The sequence below is a fragment of the Bacillus sp. FSL K6-0042 genome (assembly GCF_038006685.1).
Classification (GTDB): Bacteria; Bacillota; Bacilli; order Bacillales; family Bacillaceae_G; genus Bacillus_A; species Bacillus_A pseudomycoides.
Genome location: NZ_JBBOVS010000001.1, coordinates 2,582,669 through 2,597,475 on the forward strand (window position 1 = coordinate 2,582,669; position 14,807 = coordinate 2,597,475).

The following is a 14,807-nucleotide window of genomic DNA, read 5'->3' on the forward strand; positions in this document are numbered from 1 at the left end:
ACATTGGCTTCACTTTATATTTTAACACGCTTCAAACGCAAAGCGTTCGTTACAACCGAAACAGAACTAAATGCCATCGCCGCTCCAGCTACCCAGGGTTCTAATAAGCCACTTGCCGCAATGGGGATACCAATCGCATTATAAAATAATGCCCAAAATAAATTTTGACGAATATTTTTCATCGTTTTTTGGCTTAAATCAATTGCTTGTGGAATATGCCCTAAATCTCCTCCAACCAATGTAACATCAGCTGCTTCAATTGCTACATCTGCACCTGTTCCAATCGCCATCCCTATATCCGCTTTCGCTAGTGCTGGAGCATCATTAATACCATCACCAACCATTGCTACTTGCTTTCCTTTTTGCTGTAATTGTTCTACAATATTTGCTTTTTGCTCTGGCAATACTTCTGCATATACATGATTGATACCAACCTGTTTTGCAATTGCTTCAGCAGTTCGTTTATTGTCTCCTGTTACCATATAAACATCAATTCCGGCAGATTGCATCGTATGAATAGCTTCTTTTGAACTTTCTTTTATCGTGTCAGCAACAGAAATCATCCCTGCAAACTGACCCCCAATTGCTACAAGCATAACCGTTTTTCCGTTTGCTTCATGCTCATTCATTACATTCTCATATTCCGCTATATTAACGCTGTGTTCACTCATTAATTTTCGAGTCCCAATGATAACTGATTTCTCTTCTATAATCGATTCAATTCCATGCCCAGGTACTGCACGAAACGTTTCTACAGGTAGTAAAGAAACTTGATTTTGTTTTCCATATTCTACAATTGCAGAGGCTAGCGGATGTTCAGAAACGTTTTCTGCAGAAGCCGCAAATAAAAGCATGTCATCTTGCAGGCTCATTACGTCTGTTACTTCTGGTTTCCCTTTTGTAACCGTACCCGTTTTATCTAATAAAACAGCATTAATTTTATGCGTTGCTTCTAAATACTCTCCACCTTTAAAAAGAATGCCTTTCTCTGCACCTTTTCCTGTTCCAACCATAATAGAAGTTGGTGTTGCCAGTCCCAGTGCACAAGGGCAGGCAATTACTAATACTGCTATAGCTACTTCAAGAGATTGCGGTAAATTTTGCGGAGTAATGGCAAAGTACCAAATTAAAAAGGCAACTGCTGCAACAACAACAACGATTGGAACAAATATACCAGAAATTGTATCTGCCATACGCTGAATTGGCGCTTTAGACCCTTGCGCTTCTTCCACAATTTTAATAATATTTGCAAGGGCTGTATCTTTTCCAATTTTTTCAGCACGCATTGTTAACACACCGTTTTTATTAATTGTTGCACCTATTAAAGCATCACCGACCTGTTTATCCACGGGGATTGATTCACCGGTAATCATTGCCTCATCAACTGACGAAATACCTGATAAAACAATACCATCTACAGGTATCTTTTCACCTGGTTTTACAACAATGGTATCACCAATAACAACACTTTCGATTGGAATTAACATGTCACGTCCATCACGAATGACCAATGCCTCTTTTGCTTGTAGACTTACTAATTTTGAAATCGCTTCCGTTGTTCTTCCTTTCGCAACAGATTCGAAATATTTTCCAACAAGAATTAATGTGATGAGCACTGCACTCGTTTCAAAATACAGCTGCGATGAATACGATGGATTTTGTAATGTTTTCAAACCTTCATATAAGCTATAAAAATATGCGGCTGATGTACCAAGTACAACAAGCACATCCATATTCGCACTTTTATTTCGTAAAGAACGGTATGCACCAATATAAAATTGTGAACCGATATAAAATTGTACTGGTGTTGCAAACAATAATTGCACCCATGGATTCATTAAAAAATGCGGCATCCATAGCCCCGTTTCAAATGGCATATGCGCTACCATTGTATAGACAAGCGGTAATGATAACAGAATAGAAAGAAATAGCTGTTTTCGTTTCCCTTTTAAGTTGTCTGCTTTTTTATTTGGTTCAGTCTCTTCTTGGAGTTTCCCTTTGTAACCGAGTTTCGTTATTTTTTCTAAAATAGATTCTATAGTAATAAGGCCATCTTTATATACGATTGTTGCAGTATTCATCGCCAGATTAACAGTAATACTCTCGATTCCCTCCATTTTTCCAATTACTTTTTCAATCCGATTTGAACATGCGGCACATGTCATTCCATCAATATCTAGACTTACCTTTTTCGTCCGAACTTCATAACCAAGTTTCTCAATACGATTTGTGATTGACTCTGCAGATTGCGCGTCCACATCGTATTGAACCGTTGCTTGTTCCATAGCTAAATTTACATTTGCTTCTACACCTTCTAACTTATTTAACACCTTCTCAATTCTGGCTGAACAAGCTGAACATGTCATCCCATCAATACCAACCGTGATCTGTTTTGTCTGACCCATACAGTTCGTCTCCTTTCTATTTTGAGAACTGTTTGATGACTTTCATTAACTCTTGAATAGATTCATCTCCATTACCTTCTTGAATCGCTTTAGCGACACAATGATTTGTATGTCGCTCTAACAATGAAAAACCGACTTTATTTAACGCTGCTTGCACCGCAGAAATTTGAATCAATACATCTACACAATAACGATTTTCTTCAATCATTTTTTGTATACCGCGCACTTGACCTTCAATCCTTTTTAAGCGTTTTACAACCTTCTCGATCTCTTCGTCCGTTCGCGGAACCATCTTTTCTTGATTTGAACAATGGTCCATCCGTATACCCCCTTCTCTATATACATTATACCCGTAAGGGGTATAATGTTGCAAGTTTTTACTGTGAAAATTTATATTTTTTAATTAAAATCCACACTTGCCTATATTGACCAAATATGGTGTAATGCTAAAAAAGACAAAGGACTATAACTATATGCAAGAAATGATTCACAATTTACTCACAGAGCATCACACGATTGCAATTCCACTCAGTATTCTATTCAATATCATCATCAGCTTGGCAGGATTTATTCCAAGCATATTTTTAACAGCCATCAACATACAACTTTTCGGTTTAACAGATGGAACAATTATTTCGATCGCAGGCGAAGCATTGGGAGCAATTGTCTCATTTTATTTCTATCGACTAGGTTTTCAAAAATTGACTCATAACAAATTAAACAACTATCCAAAAGTAGAACGCCTTCTTTATGTACAAGGTAAAGAGGCATTTTTACTCGTTCTATCATTTCGACTTGTTCCATTTATTCCGTCTAGCATTATCACCTTATTTGCAGCATTAGGAACAATATCGTTATTCGCTTTCAGTATTGCAAGTACACTAGGAAAAATACCGGCATTACTCATTGAAGTGTATTCTGCATACCATGTCATGAACGGAACAAGTGAAGCAAAGTGGATTATCACGATTGCCGGTTGCATCGGAGTATTATATATATTGAAGAAGTGGAAGAAAAAATAAAAAGGAGCATCTGCTCCTTTTTATTTTTTCTAAAGAAGAATGAACCCTATTTTACACCAACTGCATCATATGACTGCTTCACCGCTGTAACTTCAGCAGAGTTCGCACCATATAAATCCGCAGCTGCTTGTACTAAGCCAGCACGCGCTTGACTAAACGTAGTAGATTCAGTGAAATATTGTGTATTTGCACGATAATAGATTGCGCCTGCTTTATCTTTACCAATACCATTTACTGTTACACCGTAATGCGTACCACCATTTGCTAGTAAGTAAGCCGCTTTATTAATAATACCACTGTTCGTATGAACACCACCGTTATCACTTGAACCAGTATAACGTTTAGAATAATGATCTGGATCGCCATATTTCGTTGGATCACTCATAGAGCGAAGCGAATCTCCCGATTGGCCAGGCGTATAAATATCCTCACCAATTTCCCAATCTGGATTACGATTATCATAGTATTCTACTAACGTACCAAAAATATCAGAAACCGCTTCATTTAATGCTCCTGACTCATTTTGATAAATCAGGTTTGAGCTATATTCGGTAACAGCATGCGTTAATTCATGCCCAATTACATCTAATCCACCCGATAATGAAGTAAATGTATAACCATCCCCGTCTCCATATACCATTTGTGAGCCATTCCAAAATGCATTGTTATAATTACTTCCATAGTGAACTGTTGATTTCAATGGCGCTCCTGCATCATTAATGGAGTTTCGATTAAACGTATTTTTATAATAATCATATGTTACACCCGCATAATAATGAGCATCTACTGCAGCTGCATCACGGCTTGCATTGAAAACATTATCTGTATCTGTCCATAATGTCCCTGGCAATGTAGAGCGATTTTTCGCATCATATGTGAAAATCGTTGCTCCACGTGTATTATCTTGTAAATAATAAGTAGATCCAGATAGTGTTGTATTAATAGATTTTGTATCTCCTAGTACACCTTTACCTGTTCCAACTTTATTTGTCCCTGTAACAGGTTTTACAACTGCTTTACCTTCCTGTTTAGCATTTTCTTGCTTAAGTGGTGCTTGATTTTCACCATTTACATGATCAATTGTATTGTATTTATTTAATACTTTACCGCTTTCTGCCTCAATGAAATAATAATAGTTTCCTGGTTTTGGCTCTAAGAAGTTTAATTTCACAACATATGCATAAGTTGTGTCCTCACCATTTTGATATACATATAAATCTGCTGATGGCTCTACCTCATATTTTGGAGTTAATCCTAAGTCTTGCTGTGCAATTGCAATTGCTTTTTTACCTTCAATCTTATTTTTATTTTTTAATTTTTCCTTTTTATCTAAATCAGGTACAACTGTTCCAGATAAAACTTTCAATGAACCATCTTTACTAACATGAGCTAGTTGAGTAGACCCCCATACTGGTGTACCTTCATATACTTGTTGCATACGTACCACTGTTGCATCAGTTGCAGAATCTTTTTTCACTTGTTTCACTTTGAAAGAATCCTCTGCACTCTTTTCCCCTAACTTATACTCTCCTTTTGCTGCATTTAAATAATCAAATACAACAGATTCTGCTTTCTTTCCAGTTGCTCCAGTCAAATCTCCAGAGATAAACTCAGGTGACTGTACTGCTTCATTGTACTTTTTCGTAGAGAGCACATTCTTTGAATCTGCAAACGCAGAGCTTGTCCCTCCAAATGTTGTAACTGCCATTCCTGCCGCTAATACAAATGCTAAACTCTTCTTTTTCATATAACCTTCCCCCTAATAAAAAATTTTTTTGAAAAAGAGTAATTTTATATTAGCATTAGGTTTCCAATATTGATATACTGAAAATTCAAAAAAATCTTTTCTCAAGTTTTGTAGAATTTTGGCGAACAATTATTGAGAAAGGCCCTTTCCGTTTGGAAAGGGCCTTTTTTGGTAATTTATTATACATTTACTGCTTCTGCTGCATTCGTTTCTTGACCATAGTTATCTGGTTTCCAAGCATACTGCACATCGAATGCTACCGCTAAAACCGTTATAATTACAAAGGTTCCTAAGATTATCTTTTTCATACTATAACTCCTCCTTCTTCTTCTAACAACATAATTGCTAATTTATAATATCGATTACTTTCTTGAAATTCCGATGATTCTTCAAAGTATTCCGCTAATTCTAAGTATACCTTCTTTAAATCTTTCATATTTTTTTCACCCTTAAAGAAAGGCACTGCTTCTATTTCTAAAAACTTCTTATATACCTCTTTTTTTCCATAATACTTATATTGAAGAATTAATAATAAGTGCAACATACTTTTATATCTATCATCTTTTCTTGCAGCAGAAATTCCTTTTTCAATCCAACCTCTCGCTTCTTCAAATTCTTTTAACTGAATACATTGCAAAGAAATCTCATACATAGCATCAATATAATTTAAATCTTCTTCTTTTTTATACTGTAGACCCTCCAAATAATATTCTTTTGCTTTTTCATAATTATTTTGACGATAATATAAGTACCCCATATTATTCAAGGCAATTGACATGATATTATCTTTATCTGCAAAAGAATCAGCCTCTCTTAAAATATGATTATAAATTTCCATAGCTTCACTATACTGTTTTTTTCGTATATAACTGAAAGCGATTAAAAGTTGACAGTTGATTACATGCCGAAACTTATATTCATTTCGGAAACCTTCTAACGCAACATTCGCAAAGTACAATGTCATATGATCGATTTCCATCTGACTATACGTAAGTGCTAAATTATAATATATCCCCGTTTCATAATAACCTTGTTCTTTCGCCATAGACTCTGTTTTTAACAAATGCTCTAATGCCTGTTTATATTTATATTGGATGCAATATAATAAAGCCCTACTATACGTATACAGCAACTTCTGAAACGGAGAATACTTCTTATACATCTTCTTTAATTTCTCTAGTTCTTCTTCAAGCGCAGGAAGATCTCTTTTCATAATCAAATAACGTGTATACAGCAGATTATAATAATTTATAATTTCAAAATCTAAGACATTTTTCATTTCAGAATGTAATTCGTTATATATGCGCTCAACCTGTTGCTTGTCCAAATGAACTAATGCGTTTAGCCACTCATCCAATTTCTCTTTCACTTCTTCTTCTACATCTCTCAAATCCGACACAGCAATCTCTAACCTCGCGCAGAGCAACTGCAAGATTTCCTCCGATGCTTCTATTTTTCCATTTTCAATCTTACTTAAATATGAGACGGAACAAATGCCCTGACATAATTCTTCTTGTGTCATTTTTTGCTGCAGTCGCTTATAAAAAACTTGTTTGCCGATTTTTTCTAAAGTTTGTTGCATTGTCCTCCTCCATTCTCATTTACCCCCACTACTTTAATAATACATAAAAATGCCAAAAATATAAATTGATAAATGTAAATTTTCTAAAAGTTTTTTCGATAAATTTGTTTTATTCCACTTGAAGTAACTAAATTTTATGCTAAAAACATGTTATATCACCTTCACTCTTTCTTATTAGAAATGGATTCTTTGGCATAAACTAGAAAAAACGATATAATATAACCAAATTACGGAGGTGTTTTCACAATGAATCATTATAAAGATGATAGTTACGCCTTACATACAGATTTATATCAAATCAACATGACTTATACATATTGGAAAGACGGCATTCATAATCGCCGCTCTGTTTTTGATTTATATTTCCGAAAGCTTCCATTTAAAAATGGTTATGCCATTTTTGCTGGTCTTGAAAAAATTATAGAATACATAGAGAATTTTCGTTTTACCGAAAGTGATATCACTTATTTAAAAGAGCTACAATTTGAAGAAGAGTTTCTACAGTATTTACAAAACATGAGGTTTACCGGAACAATTCGCAGTATGCAAGAAGGAGAAGTTGTTTTTAATAACGAACCATTATTGCGCGTTGACGCACCGCTTGGTGAAGCTCAAATTATTGAAACCGCCTTGTTAAACATTGTGAATTACCAAACATTAATCGCTACAAAAGCAGCTCGCATGAAACATGCAGCGAACAATGATGAACTATTAGAATTTGGTACACGCCGTGCTCATGAATTTGATGCGGCCCTTTGGGGTACACGCGCAGCCTTTATCGGTGGATTTTCTTCTACAAGCAATGTCCGTGCTGGAAAACGGTTTGGTATTCCAGTTGCTGGTACGCATGCTCATTCCTTTGTCCAAGCATACCGTGATGAATATATTGCATTTAAAAAGTATGCTGAAACACATAAAAAATGTGTTTTTCTTGTCGATACATACGACACATTAAAATCCGGTGTACCAAATGCCATTCGCATCGCGAAAGAATTTGGTGACCGCATTGATTTTTATGGTATTCGTCTTGATAGCGGCGATATGGCTTATTTATCAAAAGAGGCACGAAAATTACTTGATGCAGCTGGATTTACAAATACAAAAATCATCGCTTCCAGTGATTTAGATGAATATACAATTATGCATTTAAAATCACAAGGAGCAAAAATTGATGTATGGGGCGTCGGAACAAAATTAATTACATCATTTGAGCAACCTGCCTTAGGAGCTGTTTATAAGTTAGTTGCGATTGAGGATGCGAATGGCACATTAAATGATACGATTAAAATCTCTTCTAATCCTGAAAAGATTACAACGCCAGGATTAAAACGAATTTATCGAATCATTAATCGCGTTAACAATCATGCAGAAGGTGATTATATCGCTTTAGAATCAGAAGAACCTGAGCAGGAAGAGCGTTTAAAAATGTTCCATCCTGTCCATACGTACATCAGTAAATTTGTGACAAACTTTGAAGCACGCGAGCTTCATCATAACATTTTCACAAATGGTAAAAGAACATATGAATTACCTAACATATTAGACATTCAAAAATACACAGAAAACAGCTTAGCACTATTTTGGGAAGAATATATGAGAACACTAAATCCCGAAGAATATCCTGTAGATTTAAGCCAAGAATGCTGGGATCATAAAATGAATTACATTCAAACCGTACGGGATCAGGTTGCAAAAAATATACAAAAATAAAAAGAGAAGCCTTCGCTTCTCTTTTCCCCCTACTATTTACAGGCAGTAATACTCCCACCTCAAAGTTCAACAAAAGAAAAGGAGTTAGTAGAGAGATAAATCGTCCATAAAAGCCTGATTCGTGAAGGCTAATAATTAGTAAGGGATGAAGTCCACCACTGATTAAAGTTTCACTTTACTTTACAAATCTTTCACTCTAAGCACACGCATCGCATTTAATACAGCAAGTAGCGTAACGCCCACATCTGAGAAAACAGCTTCCCACATTGTTGCAATTCCAAATGCACCAAGTAATAAGACCAGTCCTTTCACACCAAGTGCAAAGATAATATTTTGCCATACAATGTTCCGTGTACGTTTGGCAATTTTGACAGCCGTTGCGATTTTAGAAGGTTCATCTGTCATGATTACAATATCCGCCGCCTCGATTGCTGCATCAGATCCTAATCCACCCATCGCAATCCCGACGTCTGCTCTCGCTAATACTGGTGTATCATTAATACCATCACCAACGAACGCAACTTTTTCTTTCGCTTGTTTTGCACTATCAATTTTTTCAATTTCTTCTACTTTTTGTTGTGGCAATAATTCAGCGTGAACCTCATCTAAGCCAAGCTCCTTACCAACAGCCTCTCCAACTAATTTCGCATCACCTGTTAACATTATCGTTTTCTTAATACCAAGTTCTTTCAACTTTTGAATTGCTTGTTTTGAGTCCTCTTTTACTTCATCTGAGATGACGATATAACCAGCGTATGCACCGTCTACAGCAACGTGAACAAGCGTGCCCACTGTTTGTGGCTGTTCAAATGTAATATTTTCTTTTTTCATTAATTTTGCATTGCCCGCAAAAATTTCTTTACCTTGTACTTTTACAACTGTACCATGACCGGAAATTTCACTATAATCCTCAATCATATTTTCATCAATTGATTTTCCATATGCACTTCGAATAGATTGTGCAATTGGATGATTTGAATAAACTTCCGCAAATGCAGCATATTCAAGGAGTTCTTCTTTTGTAGTTGCTCCATTCGGCTCCCTCTTCGTTACCTTGAATACACCTTTTGTTAATGTTCCTGTTTTGTCAAAGACGATATGTTTCACATCATTCAGTGCTTCTAAATAGTTACTTCCTTTGATTAAAATACCGCTTTTAGAGGCTCCACCAATACCGCCAAAGAATCCAAGTGGAATAGATACCACTAATGCACATGGACAAGAAATAACAAGAAACACTAATGCACGATAAATCCAATCAGAGAATGTAGCCCCTTCTAAAATAAGAGGTGGAATAAACGCTAATGCCGCTGCTGTAATAACTACGACCGGAGTATAGTAACGCGCAAATTTCGTAATAAAGTTTTCTGTTGGCGCTTTTCGGCTACTTGCATTTTGTACTAAATCTAAAATTTTCGATACAGTTGATTCACCGAATTCTTTTGTTACCCCAATTGTTAACACACCATTTTGATTCACAAAACCACTTAAAACATCATTACCAACTTCCACTTCACGTGGTACAGATTCACCTGTTAATGCTGAAGTATCTACCATTGATGTTCCTTCAACCACTTTCCCATCTAATGGTACTTTCTCACCTGGTTTAACAATGATATAGTCTCCGATTTGCACATCTTCTGGCGAAACTTGTTTTGTTTCATTTCCAACTTTCACGTTGGCATAATCAGGACGAATATCCATTAACGAAGTAATCGATTTTCGAGAACGATTCACCGCAATACTCTGGAATAACTCACCTACTTGATAAAACAGCATAACCGCAACAGCTTCTGAATATTGCCCGATTGCAAATGCTCCAAGTGTAGCGATTGCCATTAAAAAGTTTTCATCAAATACTTGGCCGCGTGTTATGTTTCTCACAGCTCGCCAAACAATATCTCCACCAATGAGTAAATATGCGATAACGAAAAGTGGAATGGTTATCATTTGTGGTAATCCTGCAAGTGCAGCGACTCCTGTTAAAACACCACCAATCGCTAAGCGCCACAGCATTTTCTTCACATTTCCTTCACCGTGATCGTGACTATGTCCATGATCATGACCTGTTTTTTCTTCACGGACAACTTTTACATCTGGTTCTAATTTATGAACAATATTTTTAATATCTTGTACTGTCGTTTCAAGCTCTTTTTTATTTGCCACTTCTATTTTTAATTTCTTCGATACAAAATCAACAGTCGCGTTTGACACGGAAGGCATTTCCTTTACCTTTGTTTCAATCTTCATCGCGCAATTCGCACAATCTAATCCTTCTAATACAAATACTTCTTTAGCAACTTTTGTTTTTTGTTCTTCCTGTACTTTAATATGCGGTTCTAATTTCGTAACAAGTTGTTTTGCCTCATTAACAACTTGATTTTCTTTATTTTGTTCTGTTTCTAAAGTCATTGTCTTAGTTGCGAAGTTCACGGAACAAGAGGAGACACCTTCTAATCCTCCGACCCCTTTTTCAATTTTCATTGCACAATTCGCACAATCTAATCCTTCTAACACAAGTTTTCGTTTCACTAATGCTTCTGCCATCTTTCTCCCTCCTTGTGTTCTTTTATTCTTCCTCGTTTACATGCTCAAATGCTTGCTCAAAAATACCGATTACGTGATGGTCCGCTAATGAATAATAAACGACTTTTCCCTCTTTGCGGTTTTTCACAAGTTTCGCTTGTTTTAATACACGAAGCTGATGTGAAATAGATGATTGTGTCATTCCTAGTAAATAGGCTAAGTCACACACACACATTTCAGCTTCGAATAATGCATGTAATATTCTCGTACGTGTACGGTCACCTAATACTTTAAATAATTCTGCCACTTTACTTAAACTTTCGTCAGCTGGAATCGTTTGTTTTACTTGATCAACAACTTCTTCATGGATAATTGTTTGAGAACATGCTTCTTGACATGTTTCTACTTTATTTTCAGCCATTATAGCTCACCTCTTCATTTGAACATATGAACAACTATTCATATGTCTTATACTTCCATTATATGAGCGCCCATTCATATGTGTCAATAAAATCCGCAACAAATTTTCCGAACATTTTGTCCACATTTAAAAACATATCACTTATTTTCCACATCCGTTATATTCTTCATACAAAAAGGATGTACGAAAGTTTCTATCCTTTCGTACATCCTTTTTTCTTCATTTATTCACCTTTCACTGCATCAACAATTAAAGAAACGAACCCTAACTTTCCATCCTGATTTCTATGATCAAAGCGTTTAGACCGATAAATAAATCCTACTTTTTCCTCCTCTGTACAAAAGAAAAAGCCTTGCGCGCTCCCTAGGCACACAAGGCTTACAATTCATTATATCCCCTTAATTAGCTTTTTCTAAGCTATCTTGCGAACTTGTATCTTCTTTTAAATGACTATGTTTTTTCGAGTAAACAAAGTATACAACTACTCCGATTGCTAACCAAGCACCAAAGTACAGCCATGTTGTTAATGGTAAATTTACCATTAAGAATAAGCAACATACGACTGAAATAATCGGTAAGATTGGCACAAGCGGTACCATAAATCCGCGCTTTAAATTCGGATGCGTTTTACGCAGAATGATAACCGATACACCAACCATCGCAAATGTTAATAACGCTCCAATATTCGCTAAATTCGACAATTCTTTTAAATCGATAAATCCGGCAATTAAAGCACTACCAATTCCTGTTAACCAAACTGAAAATGTTGGCGCTTCTGTCTTCTTATTAATTTTCGCAAAAGATTTTGGCAATAAACCGTCACGACTCATCGCAAAGAATACACGTGTTGTTGCATAGATGTAAGCAAAAATTACAGCCATAATACCAATTACAGCTCCAACTGCGATTACACCAGCTACTTTATCCTGCCCTACCACTTCTAGTACATAAGCCATCGCTTCTGGTACATCTAATTCTTTATAAGAAACCATACCAGTCATAACGAGACAAACTGCAACGTAAATGATTGTACAAATAACTAACGAAGTAATAATACCAATTGGAAGGTCACGTTGTGGATTTTTCACTTCTTCTGCTGAAGTTGCTAATGCATCAAAACCTAAGAAAGCAAAGAATACTGCTGCTGCTCCGGAAAAGACTCCGCTTACGCCGTACGGTGTAAATGGTACCCAGTTCTCTGGTTTTACGTAGAATACACCAACTGCAATAAATAAGACAACAATACCAATTTTAATTAATACCATTGCGTTATTTACGCGTTTACTTTCTTTCGTACCACGTGATAATAACCAAGTTATTATTAATGTAATAACCACCGCCGGCAAGTTCACAATACCACCTTGTGATGGAATCGTTAACAGTGCTTTTGGAATTTCTAATCCAAATCCACTTATCAGGTTATGGAAGTAACCTGTCCATCCGCCAGCTACCGCTGCCGTTGTTAAAACATATACTGATAGTAACGTCCATCCCATTAAATGGGCTACAAACTCCCCGATTGTTGCATAAGAATATGTGTACACACTACCTGAAACGGGCAGTGTAGATGCCACCTCTGCGTAACATAGCGCTGCAAATCCACAAACAATTGCCGCAATCATAAATGAAAAAATAACTGCTGGACCAGCATCTCTTGCTGCTACTAATCCAGTTAATACAAGAACTCCTGTACCGATTATCGCACCAATCCCTAGCATTGTTAGGTCAAATGCCCCTAGCGTTTTCGTCAAAGTTTTACTTTTACTTTCCCCTAACAATTGCGTAACGGATTTCTTTTTAAATAGGTTGGCCACGATGTATGCCCCCTTCGACTAAGAAGAGCTAAGAGGTCTTCTCTCTTAGCTCTTATCATGTTGTATGAAATATTGTTCGATTGTTATTTAGTAAAATGCTGCTATTAGCAAGATACTGTTTCTGCTTCTAATAATTCTTTTGCACCTTTGTATTCTACACCGTGAGCTTCTGCAACTGCTTCGAATGTTACATAGCCGTCTAATGTGTTAATACCTTTTAATAATGCAGAGTTGCCTAGGCAAGCTTCTTTATAGCCTTTGTTTGCAATTTGTACTGCATATGGCACTGTTACGTTTGTTAATGCAAGAGTTGATGTACGTGGAACCGCACCAGGCATGTTTGCAACTGCATAATGAACAACGCCGTGTTTTTCATAAGTTGGGTTATCATGAGTTGTAATGCGGTCAGTTGTTTCGAAAATACCACCTTGGTCAATTGCGATATCTACTACAACAGAACCTGGTTCCATTGATTTAATCATTTCTTCTGTTACAAGTTTTGGTGCTTTTGCACCTGGAATTAATACTGCACCGATTACAAGATCAGATTCTTTTACAGCTTGTGCAATATTGTAAGGATTAGACATTAAAGTTTTCACTTGGTTACCGAAAATGTCATCTAATTGACGAAGACGTTCTGCACTTAAGTCGATGATTGTTACATCCGCACCTAGTCCAACTGCAATTTTAGCAGCATTTGTACCAGCTTGTCCACCACCGATAATTGTTACTTTGCCACGTTTTACCCCTGGAACGCCTGCAAGTAAGATACCTTTGCCGCCTTTGTTTTTCTCAAGGAATTGTGCACCAATTTGTGCAGACATACGACCAGCTACTTCACTCATAGGTGCAAGTAATGGTAAAGAACGGTTTTCTAATTGTACTGTTTCATAAGCGATAGAAACAACTTTCTTTTCAATTAATGCTTTTGTTAATTCTGGTTCTGGAGCTAAGTGTAAGTATGTGAATAAGATTAAACCTTCGCTAAAGTGTTTGTATTCACTTTCAATTGGTTCCTTAACTTTCATTACCATATCCATGTTCCAAGCTTCTTCAGCTGTATCAACGATTTTTGCACCTGCTTCAACGTACTCAGCATCTGTAAAACCAGATCCTATACCTGCACCCTTTTGAATGAATACTTCGTGATTGTTACGAACTAAATGTACAACACCAGCTGGTGTCATTGCCACACGGTTTTCGTTGTTTTTAATTTCTGTTGGTACCCCAATACGCATAATGAAATGCCCCCTTATAATTAACAGAAAAAAGGAATTCTTTTTTCTTTTTTAAATAATTAATAACTTATGTCCTTATTCTAGCATAACTTAAAAGCTATGAAAACGCTAACATACTAATTTAAAAGAAGTTTTTATATTGGGAATAGTGTAAATATAAAGAACTTTATTTTACAAGGGGTCTTCATGTTTTTTTATTATCTATCATTCTTTTCTTATGATCTATCATTCTATTTTCATTATAACCACGGAAACTACACATTCCTTATTTATTATTTGACAATAATATAACAATGTGAAAAAACAATACAAATCGCATACATATGCAATTAAAATCCCCTG

11 protein-coding genes and 1 pseudogene are annotated in these 14,807 nt (G+C 36.1%); 2 read left to right on the plus strand and 10 right to left on the minus strand.

All coding sequences use genetic code 11. The annotated features are described in order from the left end of the window. Positions 1 to 14: 14 nt before the first annotated feature. A complete protein-coding gene (locus MHH45_RS13265; protein ID WP_088094195.1) occupies positions 15 to 2,405 on the minus strand; it encodes a heavy metal translocating P-type ATPase in 2,391 nt (796 codons plus the stop codon). A 16-nt stretch (positions 2,406 to 2,421) separates the two neighbouring features. Beyond that, positions 2,422 to 2,724, minus strand: a complete 303-nt coding sequence (locus tag MHH45_RS13270; RefSeq protein WP_016113071.1) for a metal-sensing transcriptional repressor — start codon at positions 2,722 to 2,724, stop codon at positions 2,422 to 2,424. A 154-nt stretch (positions 2,725 to 2,878) separates the two neighbouring features. On the opposite strand from MHH45_RS13270, the gene MHH45_RS13275 reads away from it, so the two are divergent. Further along, positions 2,879 to 3,427 (plus strand): TVP38/TMEM64 family protein, encoded by a 549-nt coding sequence (locus MHH45_RS13275; protein ID WP_016113070.1) that lies wholly within the window; start codon positions 2,879 to 2,881, stop codon positions 3,425 to 3,427. A gap of 46 nt (positions 3,428 to 3,473) precedes the next feature. Here MHH45_RS13275 and MHH45_RS13280 read toward each other — a convergent pair whose 3' ends face one another. The 3 genes from MHH45_RS13280 to MHH45_RS13290 form a co-directional block, all read right to left on the minus strand. Then, positions 3,474 to 5,174, minus strand: a complete 1,701-nt coding sequence (locus MHH45_RS13280) for a M4 family metallopeptidase (protein WP_016113069.1) — start codon at positions 5,172 to 5,174, stop codon at positions 3,474 to 3,476. 179 nt (positions 5,175 to 5,353) lie between these two features. Further along, a complete protein-coding gene (locus tag MHH45_RS13285) occupies positions 5,354 to 5,482 on the minus strand; it encodes an NprX family peptide pheromone (protein WP_016113068.1) in 129 nt (42 codons plus the stop codon). Next, positions 5,479 to 6,756, minus strand: coding sequence for a helix-turn-helix domain-containing protein (locus MHH45_RS13290; RefSeq protein ID WP_016113067.1), 1,278 nt, complete (start codon positions 6,754 to 6,756; stop codon positions 5,479 to 5,481). The genes MHH45_RS13285 and MHH45_RS13290 overlap by 4 nt, the downstream gene beginning before the upstream one ends. Positions 6,757 to 7,002: 246 nt before the next feature. On the opposite strand from MHH45_RS13290, the gene MHH45_RS13295 reads away from it, so the two are divergent. Next, positions 7,003 to 8,466 (plus strand): nicotinate phosphoribosyltransferase, encoded by a 1,464-nt coding sequence (locus MHH45_RS13295; protein WP_003195138.1) that lies wholly within the window; start codon positions 7,003 to 7,005, stop codon positions 8,464 to 8,466. A 180-nt stretch (positions 8,467 to 8,646) separates the two neighbouring features. On the opposite strand, the gene MHH45_RS13300 is transcribed toward MHH45_RS13295, so the two are convergent. The 5 genes and pseudogenes from MHH45_RS13300 to ald form a co-directional block, all read right to left on the minus strand. Beyond that, on the minus strand, positions 8,647 to 11,013 hold the full coding sequence (locus MHH45_RS13300; protein ID WP_016113066.1) for a heavy metal translocating P-type ATPase: 2,367 nt from the start codon (positions 11,011 to 11,013) through the stop codon (positions 8,647 to 8,649). Positions 11,014 to 11,035: 22 nt separating this feature from the next. After that, on the minus strand, positions 11,036 to 11,413 hold the full coding sequence (locus MHH45_RS13305; RefSeq protein ID WP_016113065.1) for an ArsR/SmtB family transcription factor: 378 nt from the start codon (positions 11,411 to 11,413) through the stop codon (positions 11,036 to 11,038). Positions 11,414 to 11,636: 223 nt separating this feature from the next. Beyond that, positions 11,637 to 11,744 (minus strand): annotated as a pseudogene (locus MHH45_RS13310) (class I SAM-dependent methyltransferase); the annotation flags it as partial. A 67-nt stretch (positions 11,745 to 11,811) separates the two neighbouring features. Then, positions 11,812 to 13,227: an amino acid permease gene (locus MHH45_RS13315; protein WP_016113064.1), complete on the minus strand. Its 1,416-nt coding sequence runs from the start codon at positions 13,225 to 13,227 to the stop codon at positions 11,812 to 11,814. Positions 13,228 to 13,331: 104 nt separating this feature from the next. Further along, on the minus strand, positions 13,332 to 14,465 hold the full coding sequence (gene ald / locus MHH45_RS13320) for an alanine dehydrogenase (protein WP_016113063.1): 1,134 nt from the start codon (positions 14,463 to 14,465) through the stop codon (positions 13,332 to 13,334). Positions 14,466 to 14,807 lie beyond the last annotated feature (342 nt).